This window comes from Novosphingobium sp. NDB2Meth1 (genome assembly GCF_900117425.1).
Classification (GTDB): domain Bacteria; phylum Pseudomonadota; class Alphaproteobacteria; order Sphingomonadales; family Sphingomonadaceae; genus Novosphingobium.
Window position 1 is genome coordinate 156,538 of the sequence record NZ_FPEH01000014.1, and the last position, 20,951, is coordinate 177,488.

24 protein-coding genes are annotated in these 20,951 nt (G+C 66.1%); 15 read left to right on the plus strand and 9 right to left on the minus strand.

Going from position 1 to position 20,951, the window contains the following annotated elements:
- Window positions 1–3 precede the first annotated feature (3 nt).
- The 4 genes from NDB2M1_RS07740 (at window position 4) to NDB2M1_RS07750 (ending at window position 2,911) form a co-directional block, all read left to right on the plus strand.
- Window positions 4–1,044, plus strand: coding sequence for a DUF2332 domain-containing protein (locus NDB2M1_RS07740; protein WP_253185814.1), 1,041 nt, complete (start codon window positions 4–6; stop codon window positions 1,042–1,044).
- Between the two features lie 75 nt (window positions 1,045–1,119).
- Window positions 1,120–1,791 (plus strand): HD domain-containing protein, encoded by a 672-nt coding sequence (locus NDB2M1_RS07745; protein WP_143146674.1) that lies wholly within the window; start codon window positions 1,120–1,122, stop codon window positions 1,789–1,791.
- Between the two features lie 8 nt (window positions 1,792–1,799).
- Window positions 1,800–2,369, plus strand: a complete 570-nt coding sequence (locus tag NDB2M1_RS21970) for a hypothetical protein (protein ID WP_143146675.1) — start codon at window positions 1,800–1,802, stop codon at window positions 2,367–2,369.
- 50 nt (window positions 2,370–2,419) lie between these two features.
- A complete protein-coding gene (locus tag NDB2M1_RS07750; protein WP_072381107.1) occupies window positions 2,420–2,911 on the plus strand; it encodes a GNAT family N-acetyltransferase in 492 nt (163 codons plus the stop codon).
- A 119-nt stretch (window positions 2,912–3,030) separates the two neighbouring features.
- Here NDB2M1_RS07750 and NDB2M1_RS07755 read toward each other — a convergent pair whose 3' ends face one another.
- From NDB2M1_RS07755 to NDB2M1_RS07775, 5 genes are read right to left on the minus strand one after another with little or no spacing between them, the layout of a single operon-like run.
- A complete protein-coding gene (locus tag NDB2M1_RS07755; protein WP_072381109.1) occupies window positions 3,031–3,921 on the minus strand; it encodes an alpha/beta fold hydrolase in 891 nt (296 codons plus the stop codon).
- Window positions 3,918–4,769, minus strand: coding sequence for an SDR family NAD(P)-dependent oxidoreductase (locus NDB2M1_RS07760; protein WP_072381111.1), 852 nt, complete (start codon window positions 4,767–4,769; stop codon window positions 3,918–3,920). The genes NDB2M1_RS07755 and NDB2M1_RS07760 overlap by 4 nt, the downstream gene beginning before the upstream one ends.
- Before the next feature lie 23 nt (window positions 4,770–4,792).
- Window positions 4,793–5,695, minus strand: coding sequence for a pirin family protein (locus NDB2M1_RS07765; protein ID WP_072381113.1), 903 nt, complete (start codon window positions 5,693–5,695; stop codon window positions 4,793–4,795).
- Entirely contained in the window at window positions 5,692–6,144 is a 453-nt protein-coding gene (locus NDB2M1_RS07770) for an NUDIX hydrolase (RefSeq protein ID WP_253185815.1), read from the minus strand. The genes NDB2M1_RS07765 and NDB2M1_RS07770 overlap by 4 nt, the downstream gene beginning before the upstream one ends.
- Window positions 6,137–6,409: a BolA family protein gene (locus NDB2M1_RS07775; RefSeq protein ID WP_072381117.1), complete on the minus strand. Its 273-nt coding sequence runs from the start codon at window positions 6,407–6,409 to the stop codon at window positions 6,137–6,139. Before NDB2M1_RS07775 ends, NDB2M1_RS07770 begins: the two co-directional genes overlap by 8 nt.
- Before the next feature lie 120 nt (window positions 6,410–6,529).
- Here NDB2M1_RS07775 and NDB2M1_RS07780 point away from each other — a divergent pair, with 120 nt between their 5' ends.
- The 4 genes from NDB2M1_RS07780 (at window position 6,530) to NDB2M1_RS07795 (ending at window position 10,766) form a co-directional block, all read left to right on the plus strand.
- Window positions 6,530–7,753: a porin gene (locus tag NDB2M1_RS07780; protein WP_083554725.1), complete on the plus strand. Its 1,224-nt coding sequence runs from the start codon at window positions 6,530–6,532 to the stop codon at window positions 7,751–7,753.
- 19 nt (window positions 7,754–7,772) lie between these two features.
- The gene (locus NDB2M1_RS07785) at window positions 7,773–8,063 is read left to right on the plus strand and encodes a BufA1 family periplasmic bufferin-type metallophore (RefSeq protein ID WP_054120375.1); all 291 of its coding nucleotides are present in this window, start codon (window positions 7,773–7,775) and stop codon (window positions 8,061–8,063) included.
- A 65-nt stretch (window positions 8,064–8,128) separates the two neighbouring features.
- Complete coding sequence (locus tag NDB2M1_RS07790) at window positions 8,129–8,722, plus strand: J domain-containing protein (RefSeq protein WP_072381700.1); 594 nt, start codon at window positions 8,129–8,131, stop codon at window positions 8,720–8,722.
- A 55-nt stretch (window positions 8,723–8,777) separates the two neighbouring features.
- Complete coding sequence (locus tag NDB2M1_RS07795; RefSeq protein ID WP_072381121.1) at window positions 8,778–10,766, plus strand: NAD(P)-binding protein; 1,989 nt, start codon at window positions 8,778–8,780, stop codon at window positions 10,764–10,766.
- Here the strand turns inward: NDB2M1_RS07795 and NDB2M1_RS07800 are convergent.
- Entirely contained in the window at window positions 10,763–11,212 is a 450-nt protein-coding gene (locus NDB2M1_RS07800; RefSeq protein WP_171955343.1) for a hypothetical protein, read from the minus strand. The two genes, NDB2M1_RS07795 and NDB2M1_RS07800, sit on opposite strands and share 4 nt — an antisense overlap.
- An 81-nt stretch (window positions 11,213–11,293) precedes the next feature.
- Window positions 11,294–12,898 (minus strand): phosphoenolpyruvate carboxykinase, encoded by a 1,605-nt coding sequence (locus tag NDB2M1_RS07805; protein ID WP_054120373.1) that lies wholly within the window; start codon window positions 12,896–12,898, stop codon window positions 11,294–11,296.
- A 361-nt stretch (window positions 12,899–13,259) separates the two neighbouring features.
- Between NDB2M1_RS07805 and NDB2M1_RS07810 the strand changes: the two genes are divergently transcribed.
- The 7 genes from NDB2M1_RS07810 (at window position 13,260) to NDB2M1_RS07840 (ending at window position 18,740) form a co-directional block, all read left to right on the plus strand.
- Entirely contained in the window at window positions 13,260–14,006 is a 747-nt protein-coding gene (locus NDB2M1_RS07810; RefSeq protein WP_197274237.1) for a response regulator transcription factor, read from the plus strand.
- Window positions 13,975–15,579, plus strand: a complete 1,605-nt coding sequence (locus NDB2M1_RS07815; RefSeq protein WP_083554727.1) for a sensor histidine kinase — start codon at window positions 13,975–13,977, stop codon at window positions 15,577–15,579. Before NDB2M1_RS07810 ends, NDB2M1_RS07815 begins: the two co-directional genes overlap by 32 nt.
- Window positions 15,576–16,004 carry an HPr kinase/phosphorylase gene (locus NDB2M1_RS07820; protein WP_072381123.1) on the plus strand — a complete coding sequence of 143 codons (429 nt, stop codon included), beginning with the start codon at window positions 15,576–15,578 and terminating at the stop codon, window positions 16,002–16,004. Before NDB2M1_RS07815 ends, NDB2M1_RS07820 begins: the two co-directional genes overlap by 4 nt.
- A gap of 99 nt (window positions 16,005–16,103) precedes the next feature.
- Window positions 16,104–17,033: an RNase adapter RapZ gene (gene rapZ, locus NDB2M1_RS07825; protein ID WP_072381125.1), complete on the plus strand. Its 930-nt coding sequence runs from the start codon at window positions 16,104–16,106 to the stop codon at window positions 17,031–17,033.
- A 178-nt stretch (window positions 17,034–17,211) separates the two neighbouring features.
- A complete protein-coding gene (locus NDB2M1_RS07830; RefSeq protein WP_072381127.1) occupies window positions 17,212–17,616 on the plus strand; it encodes a PTS sugar transporter subunit IIA in 405 nt (134 codons plus the stop codon).
- A 2-nt stretch (window positions 17,617–17,618) separates the two neighbouring features.
- A complete protein-coding gene (locus tag NDB2M1_RS07835) occupies window positions 17,619–17,924 on the plus strand; it encodes an HPr family phosphocarrier protein (protein ID WP_083554728.1) in 306 nt (101 codons plus the stop codon).
- Window positions 17,925–17,936: 12 nt separating this feature from the next.
- Window positions 17,937–18,740, plus strand: a complete 804-nt coding sequence (locus NDB2M1_RS07840; RefSeq protein WP_072381129.1) for a TrmH family RNA methyltransferase — start codon at window positions 17,937–17,939, stop codon at window positions 18,738–18,740.
- Between the two features lie 39 nt (window positions 18,741–18,779).
- On the opposite strand, the gene rmuC is transcribed toward NDB2M1_RS07840, so the two are convergent.
- Entirely contained in the window at window positions 18,780–20,303 is a 1,524-nt protein-coding gene (gene rmuC / locus NDB2M1_RS07845; protein WP_072381131.1) for a DNA recombination protein RmuC, read from the minus strand.
- Window positions 20,304–20,371: 68 nt separating this feature from the next.
- Window positions 20,372–20,938, minus strand: coding sequence for a peptide deformylase (gene def / locus NDB2M1_RS07850; RefSeq protein WP_054120365.1), 567 nt, complete (start codon window positions 20,936–20,938; stop codon window positions 20,372–20,374).
- Between the last annotated feature and the right edge of the window lie 13 nt (window positions 20,939–20,951).

Here is a 20,951-nt window from a genome sequence, read left to right on the forward strand (position 1 = left end):
GTCATGGATTGGAGCGATGTCGCTGAGGCGATCCGCTGGCAGGCCGATCATGCCGCCAAGAACGGCGCGCCCTGCACTGCGAGGGTGGTGCGCGCGCAGCTCGCCCTTCTGGAAAGCGACACCGAAACCGGCCACCGACTTGCCACCTGGCCCGGCAAGCCGCTCGAAGACGCACTGCCGCTGCGGCTGGCCGGCGGCTTCCATCATCTGGTCCTCTCCGGCACGGATGTGCGGCTTGGCGAGGTCTATCGCGGCGAACTGACCGATCAGGACGCCGTCGACGCGCTGATCCTCGAACTCACGCACCGATACGACACCGCGCTGCTGCGCTGGCTCGATGGCCCGCCGCAGACCAACGAAGCGGGCCGCTCCGCCTCGATCATGGCCGCGCTGCTGTGGCTGTCCCCCCGCGTCGGGCCGCGCTTCGAGATGAACGAACTCGGAGCCAGCGCGGGTGTCAACACGATGATGGACCGCTATCACTACAACCTCGGCGGCACCCAGGTCGGCCCGCAGGATTCGCCGATGCAGATCAAGCCTGAATGGCGCGGGCCTGCACCGCTGTCCGCACCGGTAGAAATCACCGCGATCCAGGGCTGCGACCGCGCCCCGGTCAATCTCGCCGATCCCGCGCAGGCGCTTCGGCTGAAAAGCTACGTCTGGGCCGAAGTGACCGAACGTCTGGCCCGGATCGACGCGGCGATCCAGCTGGCGGGCGAACAGCCCCCTCACCTCACGCAGATGGATGCAGGCGACTGGGTGGACCATCGCCTCGCCGCACCGCTCGAGGAAGGCACTACCCGCGTCTTCTACCACTCGATTGTCTGGCAATATCTGCCGCCTGAAACCCGTGCGCGGATCACCAAGGCGATAACTGGGGCAGGGGAGGCAGGCCAGCGCCTCGCGTGGATCATGCTGGAGACCAACCGCGAAACCTTCCGGCACGAACTCACCGTGCGCCATTGGCCCGGTGGCGGCGACCCGGTCTTGCTGGGCGAGGCGCACGCCCACGGTGCGTGGGTCGCATGGCACGGCAAGGCATGATTGGCCGCACCAACCAATTGCGGCGGCTGCCTCCCATGCTAGCCTATCGGTAAACCTGCCTAGGAAGCCCTGCCCATGCGCCCGATGAAACTGATGCTTGCCGCCCTCGCGCTAGTCGCTGTCCCCGCCACGGCCCTTGCCGATTCCCCGCCGCTCGATTGGCGCACCAAAGTCCGCGCCTTCAATATCGAGCACTGCAAACACCCGGCCTGGGGCACCTCGCATTCGGATCGCGACTACGCGCTCGCCAAAGCCATGGCCGCCACCGACAAGGTCGCGCTGGATGACGACGTGCTGTTTGCCGCCGCCTATCTGCACGATATCGCCGCCTTCAAACCCTACGAGAAGCCCGACCTCGACCATTCCGATGTTGCAGCGGACCTCGTCGGCGAAATTCTCGCGCCTACCGGCTTCCCCATGAACAAGCTGCCCAAGGTGCAGGCCGCGATCCGCGAGCACATGTACTACCGGACGCCGACCGTCCCCGAATCGCTCTATCTCCACGACGCCGATGCGCTCGATTGGCTCGGCGCGATCGGCGCCGCGCGGATCATGGCGCTGGTGGAACCCAATGGCGGCCAGCCCGATGGCCACGCCGTGCTGCCGATGCTGAAGGAAAACCTGCGCGATGTGCCCGCGCGCGTGCTTTCACCCGCAGGCAAGGCGCTGATGCCGGCCAAGCGCGATCTCCTCGCCAAGTGGCTGGAGACGCTCTCCGCCGAGACGGACGGGTTCAAGACGCTCTAGGGCTTGTGATGCGCCACTCAAAAGGGATTGTTCTCTGCGGATTGGCGGCTTTGCTGCTCACACTTACCGGTTGTGACGGCTATAAGGATCTAGCTCCAAGATCGCAGATCGGAGATGGCTCGCAGCCAGTGCAACCAGTCGCTCCCGACGAGACGGTGACAATCGGCTATCCCGCTGAAAGGTCTTGGGAACGAGTTGTCAACGTCACGATCCTGCCTGAAGGCAAGATCATTTTCGAAACCTACGACGCGTCCCGAAAGCCGAAACCTGTCCTGACTAAGCGCATTTCAGCTACAGAACTGGGTCTGCTGCGCAAACAACTTGCCGCCTTCCGGCCCCCTGCCGGTGCGTTGGGAGACGCGGTTTGGTTCCTTCCCGTTGGCTGCGATATGGTCAACGATGGCGGCTACCATGCAACGCTGATCTTTGAGAGGCGAGGGCAAGCGAGCCGTTGGTTGCAGATTCCGACTGCAGGTTGCAAAACAAGTATCGCAGAACGGCTGTTGCTTCGGTTGAGACCAATAGTGAACGACGGGCCGATCAATGCGCGGGCAGTGGGGCTGCCACTTTCGAACTGATCGCACCATATCCCTTGCAGGCAGCGCCCTCTCCTCGCACAGCGCACAGCATGGCTGATATCATCTTCCGTCCCTACGCCAAGTCCGACGAGGATTCGGTGATTGCGCATATCCTCTCGATCCAGCAGGGCGAATTTGCCGTGCCGGTGACGGCGGAAGACCAGCCGGACCTGCGCGCGGTCGCCGAGGTCTACCAGTCCGGCACCGGCGGATTCTGGGTGGCCGAGTTGGAGGGCCGCATTGTTGGCACCATCGGCCTGATCGGCTTCGGTGTGAACGAGGGCGCGCTGCGCAAGATGTTCGTCGCGGCCGAAGCACGCGGGCGCGAGCACGGTGTTGCTGCGCGGCTGCTGGACACGTTGATCGATCATGCTCGCGCCTTCGGGATCACCGGGATCACGCTTGGCACGATCGAACGACTGCACGCCGCGCGGCGGTTCTATGAGAAGAACGGCTTCTTCGAGATCGCGCCGGAGGACTTGCCGGACGGCTTTCCGCGCATGCCGGTCGACACGCACTTCTACCGGCTGGAGCTGGCCTAGCCATTCACCTCGGCTTCGTCATTGCGAGGAGCGCAGCGACGAAGCAATCCAGGGCGGCCGGGAACTACCGCTCTGGATTGCTTCGCTGCGCTCGCAATGACGAGGTGGTATTGTGGCTGCTACTCCAGAAACGCATCCAGCGCGGCGTTCACCTTCCCCGGCGCTTCCCAAGGTACGAAATGGCCGCAATCGGGCACTTGCACCAGCGTGAGGTTCGGGATCATCGCGTCCAGCCCGTCAAGGTTCGCGGGCGGCAGCGCCATGTCGTCCATCGCCCAGATGACCAGCGTCGGGATGCCGAGCGGCGGCAGTGGCGGCGGAGCATAGCCTTCCGGCAGCGCAAAGGGCGCGTCCATCGTCGGCACGTCCATCGGGCTCGCGCGGTACCAGTTGAGCATGGCAATCGCGCTGTCGCCGTTCGACCAGTCCTTCAGCAGCGCCTCGCGCTCGACCTCTTCCATCACCGGCGCACGGTCCCAGTTGAGCGCCTTCGCCAGCAGCGCGCCCAGTCCGTGCTCTCGCACCATGGCATCGTTCGCGGTGTCGCGAAACGCCCGCATATATTGGCTCGCGCCGCGCTGGACAGGATCAAGGTAGAGCAGCTTCTGGAAGATCCCCGGATGCGGCGCATTGGCGACCACCGCGCGCGTCACCCGCGTGCCTTGCCCCATCAACGCCACGCCCCAGGCAATCGCGCCGCCCCAATCATGCCCCAGCACCGTGAACTGCCCTACACCCAGCGCATCGGCGAGCAGGAAAATATCGCCGATCAGCTTGTCCGGCGTGTAGTTTTCCACCCCGTCCGGCTTGGACGATCCGCGATAGCCGCGCTGATCCGGCGCGATGCAGCGGAAGCGGCCCGAAAGATGCGCGATCTGGTGCCGCCATGTGCGGTGCGATTCGGGAAAGCCATGGAGGAACATCAGCGCCGGCGCATCGCGCGGGCCCGTATCCACCACGTCAAGCTCGATGCCGTTTGCCAGCGTGACGCGGGTGAGGTCCATGCTCATTGTGCGCTCTCCACCGCCGGGACTTCCAGCTTGTTGGCATAGCCGTTCGCGACCAGCGCGGCCATGCGGTCGAAGATCTCCTCGGGCGTGCGGCAGGCTTCGCCGATCATCTGCTCGAAGCCCGTCGCGACGATGATCTCGCGCTTGCCGGCGGCCATCTCAGCCAGCATCTGCGCGACCGCCACTTGCGGGTCCATGCCCCCGTCGATCGCCTTGTCGCTCACCCCGCGGCGGCTGCCATCGGCATTGAGCGCATTGCGCGAGACGTTGGTGCGCACCGAACCCGGCGCGATGACGTGGACCTGTAGCCCCTCGCCAGAAACTTCAGTCCGCAGCGCATCGGCATACCCGATCAGGCCGAACTTGGCCGCGCTATAGGCCGTGCGCATCGGCACGCCGACTTTGCCCGCCACGCTGGAAACCATCGCAACGCGGCCCTTCCCCCGCGCCACCATGCGCCCGATCAGCGCTTGCGTCAGCGCGATGGGAGCCAGCAGATCGACCGCGATGATCTTTTCATAGACCGCGTAATCGGTGTTCACGGCGAGGCTGCGCTGCGAGATGCCGGCATTGTTGAACAGCAAATCGATCCCGCCGCTACGCTCCGCCGCCCAGGCCCAGGCCTGCTCCGCTGCTGCGAGCCCCGCCGGATAGTCCGTCGCCTCGAACGGCAGGACAAGCGCCGTGGCGTTGCCCTTTGCGCAGTCTGCCGCAACTTCCGCCAGCGCTTCCGCATTGCGGCCCGAGAGGATCACATGCGCGCCTTCTGCCGCCAGCCCCCGCGCCATTGCCGCGCCGATTCCCGATGATGCCCCGGTGATCCATGCCACCTCTCCGGCAAATGCCATGTCTGTCCTCTCCCGTAGTCGTTCTAAAGATTGGCCCGCGTGTTCGGCACCTTGGGCAGGGGGATGAATTCCTCCTCGTCCCCGGGCACCTTGGGAAAGCGGCCTTCGTCCCAGTCGTGCTTGGCCTGCGTGATGCGCTCGCGGCTCGAGCTCACGAAGTTCCACCACACGTGCCGCGGCGTGGTGAAGGCCTCGCCGCCGAGCAGCATCACCCGCCCGCCACTTTCCGATGAGAGTTTCAACGTCACGCCCGGTGCCAGCACCGCCAGCGCGTAGAGCTCCAGCGGCACGCCATCCACGCTCGCCTCGCCGCCCACCAGCATCACCGCGCGCTCGTCAGCGCTGGGATCGACAGGGATTGTGCCGCCGGGTGCGAAGAGGATCTCGGCATAGATCGTCTGGCTGTGCTGCGTCGTGGCGGCGGTCTTGCCCCACAGTGTCCCCATGATCACGCGCGCGGTGGTGCAGCCGTCCTCGATCAGCGGCAGGTCCGCCTGCTGCTCGAAGGCCGGGTCGATATCCTCGCGCCCGTCGGGCAGCGCAAGCCACGTCTGCATGCCATAGAGCGCGGGTCCGCCGGCTCGCTCTTCCGCCGGGCTCCGCTCCGAATGGACGATGCCGCGCCCCGCCGTCATCAGATTGACTTGCCCGGGCCGGATCGTCGCGAACGTGCCCAGGCTGTCGCGGTGGTCGATCGCACCGGCGTACTTCCCGCCGAACAGCCAGGTGACGGTCGCAAGATTGATATGCGGATGCGGCCGCACGTCCATTGCGGTCCCGGTGGGGAGCACCGCCGGGCCGAACTGGTCGACGAAGATGAACGGCCCGACCATCGTCCGCTCACGCGAGGGCAGCACGCGCCGAACCTGAAATGCGCCGAGATCGTGGGTCACCGGGGTCAAGGTCTGCATCACGGGTTCGATCATCGCGATACCTCCGTCTCGAGCAGTTCGAGGATGTTCACCGGAAACACCGGCTCGTGCCACTCTGCCAGTTCGGCGGCGCTGAACCAGCGGAATTCCTTGATCAGTGCTCGTTCGAGGTCGGTGTGGCCCGCGCAATCGGGCGTGAAGCTCGTCGTGCGCACGCGGAAAAAGCGCTCGTCGGAGGTGACCGGCTCGCCCTCAAGCGTGATGAAATCGTCCATCCGCTGCGCGATCTCCGGCCCGCAGCTTTCCACCTGCAGGCCGGTCTCCTCGAACACCTCGCGCACCGCCGCCGCGTGGAAATCCTCATCCGGATCGCATTCGCCGCCCACGCCGCACCAGAACGCGCGGCGGCTCGGCGGGGCAAAGCGGATCAGCAGCAGGCGTTCGTGCTCGTCGATCAGCAAGATGCGCGCCGCACGGCGAATGCGGCGAGGCGAATTACTCACCGGGCGCACGCGCCTTGATCGCCAGCGCATGGACACGCTGCCCCGGAATATCCCCCAGCGCCTGATTGACCATCCGCTGGCGCATCACGCGTGAGACACCGGCAAACTGGGCACTGGTGATCTCCACGGTGAAGTGCGATTCGCCCGTGCCATCATCGCCCATGTGGCCACTGTGGTGAGCGCTGTCGTTGATCACGGCGAGGTGTTCGGGGGCAAACGCTGCGGTGAGCAGCGCGGTGATTTCCTGGGCGATGGGTCCGGTCATGGGCGCATCTTAACCGATCGGTGAACGAGGGGAAGGGCGCCCGAGCGTCGATCCGCGCTGTAACCGACAAGCCATCCATTCCGAACATAACTTCAGTGTTGCGGGCGGGAGCGCATTGGAATGAGGGCATTGCAGGTTCTTTTGCCGGTCGCGGCGCTGCTGGGCTTGCCCGCTGCGCCCGTCGCCGCGCAGTCCGTGCCCGGACCCGGCCACTTCGCCGTCGCCCTGAGCGGGTTCCAGACCGCTGCCGTCGCCGCCGCCACTGATGGCCCATCCGCCGGGGAAGGTCGCGTGCTGTCCGAGACCGAACTCGAAGTCAGCCCGCTCCGGCGCACCAAGGGCGGCACGCTGCTCGGCGCGCGCGGGGTGATCAATCTCACCGCCGCGACCGGCCGCCAGACCGCGTCCTGGCGCGCTGCCATCCCCGAATGGAGCGTGTTCGCCTCAGGCACTTTCGGCCGCATCGAAGTGGGCGAGCGCGCCGGTTTCCCGCAGAGCCTCGTCGGCTTCACTCCTTCCGAAATCGCGCTGGTCTCCGCTCCGTTCGGTCCGGTCGGTGGCACGCGGCTCGATCCCGATGGCCGCTTGCCGACGCGCGCGCTGCCCGGCCCGCTGGCCGCACGGATCAACGCGCTAAGCACACTCGGCTATGCCGCGCGCTTCTATGCGGATCGTTCCGCCAAGGCGATCTGGGTCACCCCGCGCACGCGCAGCGGCTTCTACGGCGCCGTTTCCTATGCGCCGACGGTCCGCCAGCGCCCCGGCGCATTGCTTGGGCAGGGCGGACAGGCCGCGCTGCCACTTCCAGCGCAGCCACGCCGCAAGGATCTCTTGCAGGCCGCCGCCGTGTGGAATCACCGCAGCGCCGATCTCGATCTCACCCTCGCCGCCACGTGGTCACATGTGCGCGAGCTCGGCGTCGACGGACGCTGGCGCGGTCTCGGTTCGGTGAGCGGCGGGGTCTCCGGCACGCTGCACGACACCTGGGCGTTCGGCCTCAGCGCTGGAATCGATTCGCGGGCTCCAACCGGCGGCGCGCGACCCTACGGCGTGATCGCCAGCCTCGACCGGGTCTCGGGTCCGTGGACCGTGGGCGGCTATGTCCAGCACGCCCGCGCCGCGCGCCGCGATGGTGTGCCGGGGGACGATACGCTCGATGTGATCGAGGGCGGCGCTTCGCTGCAGGTTGATCGCAATCACGATCTGCTGGGGGCGGGCCGCTACACCGAAGCGCGCGTCTTCGTGGCCGGCTACCACTTCCGCCTTGCCACAAATGCGCCCCAGCCGGAGCCGGTCCAGCAGGGCCTCGTTATCCTTGCCGGCGCGCAGTTTTCCTTTTTCTAGCAGCCAAGGAGCCAGACCGATGACCGATACGCCGAAGATTCCCGTCCGCATGGCCGTCGCCGCCGCAGCGCTTGCCGCCGCCTTCGTCGCCGCCGAGGCGAGCGCGCAAGTCAATGTGCCCAAGCCCAGCTACAAGTTCGAAAAGTGCTACGGCGTGGTGAAGGCGGGCATGAACGATTGCTTCAGCCCGGTCCACAGCTGCGGCGGCACCGCAAAGAAGGACAACGAGCCCAACGCGTGGGTCTATGTGCCCGCCGGCGTGTGCAAGAAGCTTGTCGGGGGAGAGCTGTCGCCGCCCGAAAAGGGCTGAGCGCGCGAATTTTCCCGATAGCACGGCTTCCATCTTGGGCCATGATTGCCCATGTGGGGCAGCTCATGAGACATGATCGCTTCCATGGCCGCGTGCAGGGCACCGGGCAACTCTGTGCCGTTCCGGGGTGCAACGAGGCCGGCGAATTCCGCGCACCCGGCGTCCGCGCGCCCGGCTTCGACGGTCCGGGCGACTACCGCTGGATGTGCCTTGATCACGTGCGCGCGTTCAACGCGGGCTACGATTTCTTTGCGGGGATGACGCCCGAGGAAATCATGGCCGCACAATCTCCGCTTGCCGGATGGGCCACGGAAACGCGCGCCTTCCGCCCCACTGCCGGGATCGACCAAGCCCCGCGCTGGAACGACTTTGCCGATCCGCTCGATGCCATTTCCCAGCGCGCCAAGGCTCGCCGCGAGGATGCGCTGCACCGGCAGGAAGCCGCCCGGCGCGGCATCGGACCGGAAGAGCGCAAGGCCTATGAGACGATGGGCCTCGGCTTCGATGCCGATCGCAAGGCGCTGCGCACACGCTATTCCGAACTCGTCCGCCGCTTCCACCCCGATCGCAACGGCGGCGACCGTGCCTACGAAGGCCGCCTGCAGGCGGTGATCGACGCCTACAACCTGCTGCGCGCGACTCCTGCCTTCAACGTCTGAGGCTGGACAAGCCCCTCGTCCGGCGCAAAGCTGCGCCATCGGATAGGGGGGACGCATGCGCGACGAAGACCGGCAACTGGGGATGGACCGGGCGATCACCCGGCGCGATTTTGTCAATGGTGTCGCTTCTGCCGCGCTCGCCGCCGGCATGCCATCGGCGGCGCAGGCCGCTCGCCCCAGGGCCGTCGTCACCCCGGAAGTCGATCCCAACCCCTATCCCCCCGCCAAGCAAAGTATGCGCGGCTCGCACGCCGGCACGTTCGAGGCAGCGCACATGCTGCGCGACGGGACGCTCAAGCTGGCGGACGCGGAAGACAGCGGCGAGACTTATGACCTGATCGTCGTCGGCGGCGGGCTTTCCGGCCTCTCCGCCGCGCACTTCTTCCACAAGCGCGTGGGTCCCGGTGCCAAAGTGCTGGTGCTCGACAACCACGACGATTTCGGCGGCCATGCCAAGCGCAACGAATTCCGCGTGAACGGCAAGCTGCTTTTGTGCAACGGCGGCACGCTCAACATCGAGAGCCCCTCGCGCTACGACAAATGGTCGCGCGTGCTGCTCGATGATATCGGCGTCGACATTGCCCGGTTCGAGCGCGACAACACCGCGAATGCCACGCTCTACAAGTCGCTCGGCATGGGCCACGGCATGGTCTTCGACGCCGAGACCTTCGGCGGCAAGGACACCGTGCTCGCGATGGGCGGCGGCTGGCGCGGCGGCGCGATCGAGCCCGCGAAGCTGGAAAAGGCCCCGCTCACGCCCAGGGCTCGCGCCGATCTCGCGCGGCTCTTCGCCAAGGAGCAGCCCGATTATCTCCCCGGCCTCGATCAGGCGGCGAAGAAGGATTGGCTGGCGCGCCATTCCTACAAGGAGTTCCTCACCGAGAAAGTAAGCGTCGATCCGCAGGTCTACTGGCTGTTCCAGATGATCGGCATGGCCAGCTTCTGCGTGGGCGGCGATGCCGTGCCCGCGCTGTTCGGCTGGGTGCAGGGCTATCCGGGCTTTTCCGGCATGAACCTTGGCGATGTGCCCGCCGATCTCTTTGCCGACCTTCCCGGCGGCCAGCATGGCCGGCAGCGCGAAGGCGACAAGTCGATCCACTTCCCCGATGGCAATGCCACCTTGGCGCGCCTGCTGGTCTCCAAGCTGGTTCCCGAAGCCACGGCTGGCCGCACGCAGGAAGACATGGGCACGGCGGTGATCGACTACGCCGCGCTCGACCGTCCCGGCGCGCCCACCCGCATCCGGCTCTCGAGCGTCGTCCTCAACGTGGCGCACAAAGGCGATCCTGCCAGCGCGGGCGAAGTCGCGGTGCACTATGCCAAGCAGGGAAAGCTCGTCGAAGTGCGCGGCAAGGCCGTGATCATGGCCTGCTGGAACATGGCGATCCCCTACCTGATGCCCGAACTGCCCGCCGCGCAGAAGGAAGCGCTCGCTTATGGCGTGAAGGGCCCGATGGTCTACACCAGCGTCGCGGTCACCAACTGGCGGCCCTTCGTGAAGCTCGGCGCTGCCAATTTTCATTGTCCCACTATGTTCCATCAGGAAGTCGGCCTCACCGAAGCGGTCAGCCTCGGCGATCTCAAGCACCCGCAGTCGCCCGACGAGCCGATCGTGCTCCACCTCGTCAAATACATGAACAAGCCGGGTCTCCCGCGCCGCGACCAGCACCGTGCCGGCCGCGCCGAACTGCTAGCGATGAGCTTTGAGACCTTCGAGCGCGAGACCCGCCGCCAGCTCCAGCGCATGCTGGGCAGCGCCGGTTTCGATGCCGCGCGCGACATTGCCGGGATCACCGTCAACCGCTGGGGTCACGGCTATGCCTATACCTACAATTCGATCTACGATCCGGTGGAATGGGTCTACAGCGAGAGCCCCAGCCGCCCCTGCGTGATCGGCCGCCAGCCGTTCGGCCTCGTCAGCATCGCCAACAGCGACGCCGCTGCCAGCCCGCATACAGATGCCGCGATCCAGGAAGCGCACCGCGCGGTGCAGGAAGTGATCGAGCGGCGGACTTATCCGTTTGTACCGCGGCGGACGGCCTAATCCTGGAGCGCGGCGAGATCCGGCTCTACCCAGCCACGCCGCGCTTCCACGCTGAACAGCCGTTCCTTCGAATAGAAGCACAGCGGCCAGTTGCGATCGCCGATCTCGCTTTCCAGCAGCGCGTTCACGGCCTCCGCAAGCCCGGTCCCTTCCGGCAAGGTTTCCGCAAAGGCCCGCACGCCCTTGATGTAGAGCTGTGTCAGCGTCTCGTGGTAGCCGCCGCTGTCGGTGTTCTGGGTGCCGACCGAGAGGTTGTAGGTGCTGATCGTGCCGGGCATGTCGCGCTCGGCCACGAAGTCCGGCTTCTCGCGTAGCAGCCACAGGCACGCAGCCAGATGCGCCTCATGCGTCCATTCCGCCTTGGGCAGGACGCGTGCCAGCAGCCCTTGGCCCACATGGCGCACCGCCGCGTCATCGGCAATCAGGCGGATCGGGTGGGCAGTCATGGCAATTCCTTGGCGGCACAAAAAAAGAGGCCTCGCACAGGGCGAGGCCTCACGCCAGACAAGGATTGTCGTCTTCTTGGCTTATGCCGCGATCGGCGCCGCGTTACGCACGCTTTCGTCGACATGGTCGGCAAACTGCGCGAAGTTGTCGATGAACTTGCGCACCAGTTCCTTGGCGGTGCGGTCATAGGCTTCGCCGTCAGCCCAGGCGCCGCGCGGATCGAGCAGGGCAGTGTCCACACCCGGCACGGCAACAGGCACTTCAAAACCGAAGTTGGGATCGATGCGGAACTCGGCGCTGTTGAGGCTGCCGTCGAGCGCCGCGTTGAGCAGTGCGCGGGTCGCCTTGATCGGCATGCGCTTGATCCCCGGCATCGTGGCGAGGCCGCCCGACCAGCCGGTGTTGACCAGCCAGCACTTCACCCCGCCCTTGGCAATGCGCTCCTTGAGGAGGTTACCGTAGACCGAAGGGTGGCGCGGCATGAAGGGGGCGCCGAAGCAGGTGGAGAAAGTCGCTTCAGGCTCGGTCACGCCGATTTCGGTGCCCGCCACGCGCGCGGTGTAGCCCGAAAGGAAGTGGTACATCGCCTGATCGGGCGTCAGCCGCGCGATCGGGGGCAGCACGCCATAGGCATCCGCCGTCAGGAAGATGATGTTCGCCGGAACCGGCCCGAGATTCTTCTCGCTTGTGTTCGGGATGAAATCGATCGGGTACGAACCACGGCTGTTTTCGGCAAGCGAGGCATCGTCGAGGTCGATCAGCCTCGTCTCCGGATCGATCACCACGTTCTCGAGGATCGTGCCGAAGCGCTTGGTCGTCGCAAAGATTTCCGGTTCGGCCTCGGCCGAAAGACGGATCATCTTGGCATAGCAGCCGCCCTCGAAATTGAAGACCGCCGTGTCCGACCAGCCATGCTCGTCATCGCCGATCAGCGTGCGGCTGGCATCGGCCGAGAGCGTCGTCTTGCCCGTGCCCGAAAGCCCGAAGAACACCGCCGTGGTGCCGTCTGCACCGATATTGGCCGAGCAGTGCATCGGCATCACGCCCTGCACCGGCAGCAGGTAGTTGAGGATGCCGAAGACCGACTTCTTCATCTCGCCCGCATAGGCCGTGCCGCCGATCAGGATCAGCTTCTCGGTGAAGTTGACCGCGATCACCGTCTCGGTGCGGCAGCCATGGCGCTCCGGATCGGCGCGGAAGCTGGGCAAGTCGATGATGGTGTATTCGGGCGCGAAGCTCGCGAGCTCTTCCGCCGTCGGGCGCACCAGCAGGGTCCGGATGAACTGCGAATGCCAGGCGTACTGGGTGATCACGCGCACCGAGACGCGATATTCCGGCTGCGAACCGCCGAACAGGTCCGCCACATACGCCTTGTCGAGCCCGCCGAGCGCGCTGAGGAAATCGGCCTTCAGCGCGGCGAACTGAGCTGGCGTCATGCTGACATTGGTCTTGCCCCACCAGATCGTGTTCTCGGTCTCGGCATCGCGGACGAAGAACTTGTCCTTCGCGCTGCGGCCGGTGTGCTTGCCGGTGGCGACGACGAACGGACCGTCTGCCGAGAGCACGCCTTCGCCATTGCGGATCGCATGCTCCACCAGCGGCGCGGTGCCGAGGTTGGCGAAGATCTGCGCCGGTTCGGGAAGGCCCTGCTGCGCGAGGGTCACGTTCAATGTGGTATCAGACACAGTCGGTCTCCCATGGCAGGTTTGCCTGGTGCCCGGGCTGGTTGGGGCTCCGGGCGAGGCATGGCCCCGCGTTGCAATCACACCCAGAAAGCTCTCGTTCGCCGGCGAATCCGCAGCATCATTGCATACGAATGCGCTGAGTCCGCTCTGGCCCTTAGCCACCCCGCCATGCTGCGTCAAATGCCGTAGGGGCAACCAAGTTTTTTGCGCAGCAAGTTGCATCTCGTACAACTGCACCGATCCGGAGCGGATTGCCGGCCCGGTTGCCAGTCGCGCGGCGAACCGGTAATCCCGGCAGTCTTCATCCGCTGCCAGCAAGACCGGAAACGCCGCCCTGTCCGAAGCCTCGCAATCGCCGGTCTTGTCCAACGCGCGCGGCGATGATCCCCGGGTGATCGCGCTGGTCGATGATGACCGGAATATCCTGACCACCGTCTCTATCGCGCTGCAGGCCGAAGGCTTCGCCACGCGCCTCTATTACGATGGCGACGCAGCGCTGAAGGCGCTCATCGAAAACCCGCCGGACCTTGCCGTGTGCGACATCAAGATGCCGCGGATGGATGGCCTCGAACTGCTCCAGCGCCTGCGCGAAAAGAGCCAGCTCCCGGTCATTTTCCTCACCAGCAAGGATGCAGAAGCGGACGAGGCGCTCGGCCTTTCCATGGGCGCCGACGATTACATCGCCAAGCCCTTCAGCCAGCGCCTGCTGATCGCGCGCATCCGCGCGATCCTGCGCCGCTCGGAAATCGCCCGCAGCGATGCAGCCGGGCCTGCCGAGCCGGGCGAGGACGCCCAGCCGCTGCCCGAGCCGATCCGCCGCGGCCGCCTCGTGATGGATCCGGCGCGCCACACGGTGACGTGGGACGGCGAGGGCGTTTCGCTCACCGTGACCGAGTTCCTCATCCTCGAAGCGCTCGCGCTGCGTCCCGGCGTGGTGAAGACGCGCAACCAGCTGATGGACGCCGCCTACCACGACGACGTCTTCGTCGACGACCGCACGATCGACAGCCACATCAAGCGGCTGCGGCGCAAGTTCCGCGCGGCGGATGCCGAGTTTTCCGCCATCGAGACGCTCTATGGCGCCGGATATAGCTTCACCGATTCCTGAACCGGCGCCGGAGCCGAGCCGCGGAGGCCAGCGCCGCCGCTCGTGGCGCGTGCGCGGCGTTTCGCTCACCGTCCGCATCCTCGCCGTCAACGTCATCGCGCTCGCGCTGCTCGCCGGCTCGTTCTTCTACCTCGACAGCTACCGCAAGCAGCTCCTCGCCGAGCGCTTCAAGCTCGCCCGCGCCGAGGCGGAAATCGCCGCCTTTGCCCTCACCGAAGCGCGCCCGGCTAGGGCCCGCGAAGTGCTCGCCGAAATCGGCACCACCCAGAAACTGCGCCTCACGCTCTACGATGCCAGAGGCGGCCTGATCGCCGACAGCTTCCGCCTTGCTCCGCCGCCTTTCGCATTCGCCGATCCGGACAAGGAAGCCTGGTACACCAGCGCCGCGCGCCTGCTCGATCGCGGCGTCGATTTCATCGTCGGCGCCCCCCAGATCGAGCGCTACCGCGAACCGCCCGAAACCGGCGCCGCCAACTGGCCCGAAATCGCCCGCGCCCGTACCGCGCGGGCGACCGAGGTCTATCTGCGCTATGCGCCCGACCGTACGCCCGTCATCACCGCCGCCACGCCCGTTGGCGACAAGGGCGAAATGCTGCTCGCGCTGCGCAATGCTACCGACGTCACCCAATCAGTCCGCGACGCGCGCCAGTCGCTGGGCATCATCATCGGTGTCGCCTTCCTGCTCTCGATCCAGCTTTCGCTGTTTCTCGCGCGCACCATCGTCCAGCCCTTGCGCGCGCTCGTCCGCGCTGCGGTCCGCGTCCGCCTGGGGCGCGACCGCGCGGTCGTCGTCCCGCGCCTCCCCGAACGCGGCGACGAGATCGGCCTTCTCGCCCGCGCCTTTTCCGACATGACCACCGCCTTGCGCCAGCGCATCGACGCGGTGGAAAGCTTCGCCGCCGATGTCGCACACGAGCTCAAGAACCCGCTTGCTTCGCTCTCCAGCGCGCTCGAGACGATGGAGAAAGTCGACGATCCTGGCCTGCGCCAGCAGCTCGCCGCCATCGCCGCGCACGATGTCCAGCGCATCGACCGCCTGATCACCGAGATCGCCGACGCCAGCCGTATCGACGCGCAATTGAGCCGCGCCACTTTCGCCCTGCTCGATCTGGCCGGTCTCGCCGCAGACGTCGTCGGCGCGCGCGGTGCCCGGCCGGACCGGGAAGCCTGTCCGATCCGCATGATGCGCGGCGGCGGTACCGCGCTCGTTCGCGGCGATGCGCTGCAGCTGGAGCGCGTCCTTGAAAACCTGCTCGACAACGCGGTCTCGTTCTCGCCTCCCGGCGGGACGGTCGAAGTCGTCGTCTGGGCCAGCGAGGGCCGCGTCTTCCTCGCCGTCTGCGACGACGGCCCGGGCATTCCCCCTGCCGAGCGCGAGAAGGTGTTCGAACGCTTTCACTCGGTGCGCCCCGATGCCGAGGCCTTCGGCGCGCACAGCGGCCTCGGCCTCGCCATCGCGCGCACGATTGCCGAAGCGCACGAAGGCACGCTCACGATCACCGACCGCCCCAGCGGCGAACCCGGCGCGCAGCTCGTGCTCGAGCTGCCGATGGCCGGGGAGGACGAGGAATGAAACAGCCGATCAAGCATGTGGCAACCTGCGTCGCCATCGATGGCCGCGGCATCCTGATCGAGGGACCGCCGGGTGCGGGGAAGTCGAGCCTCGCGCTGGCTCTCATCGATCGTGGCGCGATTCTGGTGGGTGATGATGGCGTTTTGCTGGAGCAGGACGGCGCGCGTCTGCTGGCCAGCCCGGTCGCGGAAACGGCCGGCCTGCTCGAAGTGCGCGGGCTCGGTCTGGTTACTATGCCGGTCCTTGCGGCTATACCTGTCGCGCTTGTCATCGTGCTGGACCGCGCCGCGCCGCGCTTCATCGAGGAGCCGGAGACCGTCACTCGCCACGGCATGACGCTGCCCCTGATCAGCCTCTGGCCTGACAGCCCCGTCCTTCCCATGCGCGCCGAACTCGCGCTGCGGAAATACGGTCTCGCCGCTTGAGCGGGGTGTCGCAAAGCGAAACATTGCTGCGGCCTTACCCACGCCCGTTGCACTCCTGCGGTCTTTCTTTCGTGCGGCGTTGGGCGCAAACCTCCGCACATGTCGGCTGAGTCGGAACCGCAACCCAAACCGCAGCGCATCCTGCTCGTCACCGGTGTGCTCGGTGCGGGCAAGACGACTGCGCTGCGCACGCTGGAAGACATGGGCTGGGAAGCGATCGACAATTTCCCGATCCGCCTGCTTGATCGCCTGCTTGAAACCGAGCCGGGCTCGGCGCAGCTCGATGCGGGCTCGCCGCTGGCCATCGGCTTCGACACGCGCACGCGCGGGTTCGATCCCGCCAAGACCATCGAACGTGTGAAGCGCCTCACCGCGCGCGCAGACCTCACTGTCACCACGCTCTTCCTCGATTGCGGAGGGTCCGAACTCGAACGCCGCTACAACGAGACCCGCCGGCGCCACCCGATGAGCGAGGACAAGCCCGCCGCCACCGGCATCGCGGCGGAGCGCGAACTGCTCGAGCCGCTGCGCCGCTGGGCGGACGTCGTGATTTCCACCACCGATTTCTCCACCAACGATCTGCAGCAAGCGATTCGCGAACAGTTCAGCCCGATCACGCCGCAGCGCACCACGCTCACCATCAGCAGCTTCGGCTTCTCGCGGGGGACACCGCCGCTCGCGGACCTCGTGTTCGACATGCGCTTCCTCAACAATCCGCATTGGGATGACGAGCTGCGACCGATGACCGGAAAGGATGCGCCGGTGGGCGAATATATCCGCCGTGATCCGGCATTTAGCGAGGCTTTTGACCGCATCCGGGATCTTCTCCTGCTGCTCCTTCCGCGCTTTCAGGTGCAGGGGAAGGCCTATGTGAACATCGCTTTCGGCTGCACCGGCGGGCGCCACCGTTCGGTGTTCATGGCCGAGCAGATCGCTTCTGCCTTGCGCGATGCGGGATTTTCTCCCACATTGCTGCATCGCAACCTGGGCTCGCGTGCTGCCGACATGGTCGAAGGCTCGCAGACATGAAAAACAAAGAGGCCTGCATACCGTCCAGGGGTAATGGCAGGAAACGGGGGAATGGGCATGCACTGGAAGATGGCGGGACCGATCAGGCATTCAGCCGGATACGGCACCAGCCTCAGCCGATATTGCCCAGCCTGATTGCGGCCCCTTGCCGCATCGCCCTTCGGAGCCACACCCCCAGATGATCGGTCTCATCCTAGTCACCCACGGCGCTCTGGCCGACGAATTCATCCACGCGATGGAGCACGTCGTTGGACGCCAGCCCGATATCGTCGCGGTCTGCATCGGGCCCAACGACGACATGGAGCGCCGCCGCAAGGAAATCGCCGAGGCGATCAAGCGGGTTGATTCAGGCTCGGGCGTCATCATCCTCACTGATCTGTTCGGGGGCACGCCTTCCAACCTCGCCATTTCGCTGATGGAAGCGGGCAAGGTCGAAGTGATCGCGGGTATCAACCTGCCCATGCTGATCCGCCTCGCCAAGGCCCGCAGCGCCATGGGCGTGCGCGAAGCCACCGCCGCCGCGCGCGATGCCGGGCGCAACTACATCACCATCGCATCCGAATTCCTGGGGCAGGACGCCTGACCATGACCGACAACGCCGCCGACACCTCCGTTAGCATGGCGCGCGAGACGGTGCTGATCATCAACCAGCGCGGGCTTCATGCGCGCGCCAGCGCAAAGTTCGTGAACATGGTCGCCCGCCTGCCCGAAGGCGTTGACGTGAAAGTCATCAAGGACGGCACCGAAGCCCAGGGCGGCTCGATCCTTGGCCTGATGATGCTGGGTGCGGCCAAGGGTGACACGGTCGAGATCGTGGTTACGGGCACTGACGCCGAGGCCGTGCTCATGAAAGTCGCCGGGCTCGTCAAGGACGGCTTCGGCGAGGACTGAGGCGCGCGCCAAATGACCCGCCGCCAGATCACCGGGTTCTCCAACCCGACCATCAAGGCCGTGCGCGCGCTGCGCGAAAAGAAGCACCGCAAGCGTGAAGGGCGCTTCCTTGCCGAAGGCCTACGCCTGCTGACCGACGCGCGCGAATGTGGACGTCTGCCGGAAATCCTGATGATGGCCGAGGGGCGCGAGGGCCATCCCTTGCTGGATGCGCTGGAAAACGCGGTTGCGCGGGCGGGCGGCGATGTGATCGAAATGCCCGAAGACCTGCTTGCGAAGGTGACGGGCAAGGATAATCCGCAAGCCGTGGCTGGGGTTTTCGCGGAATGGGATACCCGGCTCGAAGCGCTGGACCGCACCAGCGCGCCGCTGTGGCTGGTGGCACAGGCCATGCGCGATCCCGGCAACCTCGGCACGATGCTGCGCACCGCCGATGCGGTGGGTGCAGGCGGGGTGATCCTGCTCGATGATTGTGCCGATCCCTTCTCGGTCGAAGCGGTCCGCGCCAGCATGGGGGCGGTCTTCACCATGCCGCTGGCGCAGGCGCGGTGGGAAGATTTCCTCGGCTGGTTGCGGGCAGGGCCAGGCCAACTGGTGGCAGCGAGCTTGCGCGAGGCGGTACCTTATCGCGGCGCCCCATATGCGGCGCCGTGCTTCGTGATGGTCGGCAACGAATCGCGCGGGCTGCCGGAAGACTACGAGATGGCCTGCGATCTTCGCGTGACGATGCCGATGAAGGGGCGCGCCGATAGCCTCAACGCGGCGGTGGCGGCAGCGGTGCTGGCCTACGAGGTACTGGCGGCATTGGACGGCTGATTCCGACAGACTGTTGTTCCCGAACGGGCGGTGAGAGGGTTATTCCGCCGCCTGCCCGCCGCCTTCCGTTTCCACCAGCGCCAGCTTGGGTCCTTCGCCCTCCCCATGGCGGGGTGCCGACTCTATCAAGGGCACTTCTTCAATCTCGCGCTTGCCGATCTCGATATGCTTGTCGCGCAGGCGACGCCCAGCGGAGAGCACGTTGCGCTCGAAGCTGCCGACGAACTTGTTGTAATTGCCAACCGCGCTCTCGAGGCCCGCGCCGACGCGCTTGAGGTGGTCCGCCGCCACGGCAAGACGGTCGTAAAGCTCGCCGCCCATCTTGCCGATCTCGCGCGCCTCGCGGGCGAGCCCGTCCTGCCGCCAGACTTGCGCCACGGTGCGCGCGATGGCGACAAGGTTGGTGGGGGAGGCGAGCAGCACGCGCCGTTCGAAGGCAAAGTCCCATAGCGTGGGATCGCGTTCGAGCGCGGCGGCGATGAAATGCTCACCTGGCACGAACATCAGCACGTAGTCGGGCGCTTCCTCGAACTGGCTCTGATAGCTCTTGGCGCCCAGCGTTTGGATATGATTGCGCATCGACTGGACGTGTGCGGTCAAGGCAACCGTGCGAGCGTCATCGTCTGCCGCTTCAAACGCGTCCTGATAGGCGTTCAGGGAGACCTTCGCGTCGATCACGAGGATCTTGTTGCCCGGCACCTTGACGATGGCGTCGGGACGCAGCCGCCCATCCTCGGTATCGACCGAATGCTCGGTGACGAAATCGGTGTGTTCGGCGAGGCCGCATTGCTCCAGCACGTTGCGCAGCTGCAATTCGCCCCAGCGCCCGCGCGTCTTGGGTCCGTTGCGCAGCGAATTGCCCAGCTGCAGCGCGGCAGTGCGCACGGCTTCCTGCCCCTGCCGCATGCCTTCGATCAGGCCGCTCAACTGCCCGAAAGCATCGACGCGCTTGGCTTCCAGTTCCTGCACCTGCTGCTCGTACTTATCCAGCTTCGCGCCGACCGGTTCGAGCACGGCCTTCAGCCGCGCCTCGCTGGTCTTCTCGCTTTCGGCGAAGCGCGCATTGGCGCGGGCGAGGAAGGCTTCCTGCGCGCGTTCGAGCACCTTGTGGCCAGCGTTTTCGAACTCTTTGCGCAGGCTCTCTTGTGCTTCGATCAGCAGGCGCTTCTGCTCGGCGAAGTTCTCCGCATCGGCCTTCATCCGCTCCAGTTCGGCGCGCAGCGCCTCCCGGTCCGTGCGCAGGGTCGCAAGCTCGGCACGCATCCGGTCTGCTTCGGCGGCGCGTTCCTGCACGGTGGCAAACTTCGAGGCGAGAACATCGCGCTCCTCCCGCAGCACCGCAGCTTCGTTCAGGGCCGAATCGTACGCCTGCGCCTTGACACTGGCAGCGGCCAGTTCAGTGATCGCGCGGCGAAACTTCTCGTCGAGATCGCGCGCCTCACCATCACGAGCGGTAAAGCGCGCCTGCCAATCGGCAATCGGCCGCGCACCAAGGACCCAGCCGACAGCAAGCCCCGCCAGCAGCGCAATGATCACGAAAACAAGGGCAAGGGTGCTGTCCACGCCGACTCCAAAACTGGAACGAAGCGTGAACTTATCCTGCTTCTACTCGCAGCGCAAGCGCGGCCCGATCACGCCGCGCGGCGCATCTTTTCCAGCTTGCGGAGCACCATCTGGCGCTTCAGGCGCGAGAGGTGGTCGATGAACAGGATGCCCTGGAGGTGGTCCATCTCGTGTTGCAGGCAGGTTGCCATCAGCCCGTCCATGTCTTCTTCGTGGACCGTGCCGTCAAGATCCTGCCAGCGCGCGCGGATGCGGGCCGGCCGCTCCACCTCGGCGTACATTTCGGGCACCGAGAGGCAGCCTTCGTTGTAGACGCGCTTGTCCGCCGAAGGATCGAGGATCTCGGGGTTGATGAACACGCGCGGCTCGCGCTTGGTCGGCTGATGGTGATGGTGGTGGCCATCGTGGTTGCACGGCACCGGTTCGGCATCCGGATCGTCGGGCTGCAGGTCGATCACCAGCACGCGCAGCGGCACGCCCACCTGGACGGCGGCGAGGCCGATGCCGGGCGCATCGTACATCGTCTCGAACATGTCGGCGACGAGCGTCCTGAGCTCCTCGTCGAACACGGTGACGGGCTTCGAGATCTGCTTGAGGCGCGGATCGGGAACTTCGAGGATTTCGCGGATAGCCATGCTGGTCAGATAG

What these genes read in the sequence shown, in the direction of transcription:
- NDB2M1_RS07740 (WP_253185814.1), top strand. Translation starts at nt 4, where the DNA reads ATGGATTGGAGCGATGTCGCTGAGGCGATCCGCTGGCAGGCCGATCAT.
- NDB2M1_RS07745 (WP_143146674.1), top strand. Translation starts at nt 1,120, where the DNA reads ATGCGCCCGATGAAACTGATGCTTGCCGCCCTCGCGCTAGTCGCTGTC.
- NDB2M1_RS21970 (WP_143146675.1), top strand. Translation starts at nt 1,800, where the DNA reads ATGCGCCACTCAAAAGGGATTGTTCTCTGCGGATTGGCGGCTTTGCTG.
- NDB2M1_RS07750 (WP_072381107.1), top strand. Translation starts at nt 2,420, where the DNA reads ATGGCTGATATCATCTTCCGTCCCTACGCCAAGTCCGACGAGGATTCG.
- NDB2M1_RS07755 (WP_072381109.1), bottom strand. Translation starts at nt 3,921, where the DNA reads ATGAGCATGGACCTCACCCGCGTCACGCTGGCAAACGGCATCGAGCTT.
- NDB2M1_RS07760 (WP_072381111.1), bottom strand. Translation starts at nt 4,769, where the DNA reads ATGGCATTTGCCGGAGAGGTGGCATGGATCACCGGGGCATCATCGGGA.
- NDB2M1_RS07765 (WP_072381113.1), bottom strand. Translation starts at nt 5,695, where the DNA reads ATGATCGAACCCGTGATGCAGACCTTGACCCCGGTGACCCACGATCTC.
- NDB2M1_RS07775 (WP_072381117.1), bottom strand. Translation starts at nt 6,409, where the DNA reads ATGACCGGACCCATCGCCCAGGAAATCACCGCGCTGCTCACCGCAGCG.
- NDB2M1_RS07780 (WP_083554725.1), top strand. Translation starts at nt 6,530, where the DNA reads ATGAGGGCATTGCAGGTTCTTTTGCCGGTCGCGGCGCTGCTGGGCTTG.
- NDB2M1_RS07785 (WP_054120375.1), top strand. Translation starts at nt 7,773, where the DNA reads ATGACCGATACGCCGAAGATTCCCGTCCGCATGGCCGTCGCCGCCGCA.
- NDB2M1_RS07790 (WP_072381700.1), top strand. Translation starts at nt 8,129, where the DNA reads ATGAGACATGATCGCTTCCATGGCCGCGTGCAGGGCACCGGGCAACTC.
- NDB2M1_RS07795 (WP_072381121.1), top strand. Translation starts at nt 8,778, where the DNA reads ATGCGCGACGAAGACCGGCAACTGGGGATGGACCGGGCGATCACCCGG.
- NDB2M1_RS07800 (WP_171955343.1), bottom strand. Translation starts at nt 11,212, where the DNA reads ATGACTGCCCACCCGATCCGCCTGATTGCCGATGACGCGGCGGTGCGC.
- NDB2M1_RS07815 (WP_083554727.1), top strand. Translation starts at nt 13,975, where the DNA reads ATGGCGCCGGATATAGCTTCACCGATTCCTGAACCGGCGCCGGAGCCG.
- NDB2M1_RS07820 (WP_072381123.1), top strand. Translation starts at nt 15,576, where the DNA reads ATGAAACAGCCGATCAAGCATGTGGCAACCTGCGTCGCCATCGATGGC.
- rapZ (WP_072381125.1), top strand. Translation starts at nt 16,104, where the DNA reads ATGTCGGCTGAGTCGGAACCGCAACCCAAACCGCAGCGCATCCTGCTC.
- NDB2M1_RS07830 (WP_072381127.1), top strand. Translation starts at nt 17,212, where the DNA reads ATGATCGGTCTCATCCTAGTCACCCACGGCGCTCTGGCCGACGAATTC.
- NDB2M1_RS07835 (WP_083554728.1), top strand. Translation starts at nt 17,619, where the DNA reads ATGACCGACAACGCCGCCGACACCTCCGTTAGCATGGCGCGCGAGACG.
- NDB2M1_RS07840 (WP_072381129.1), top strand. Translation starts at nt 17,937, where the DNA reads ATGACCCGCCGCCAGATCACCGGGTTCTCCAACCCGACCATCAAGGCC.
- def (WP_054120365.1), bottom strand. Translation starts at nt 20,938, where the DNA reads ATGGCTATCCGCGAAATCCTCGAAGTTCCCGATCCGCGCCTCAAGCAG.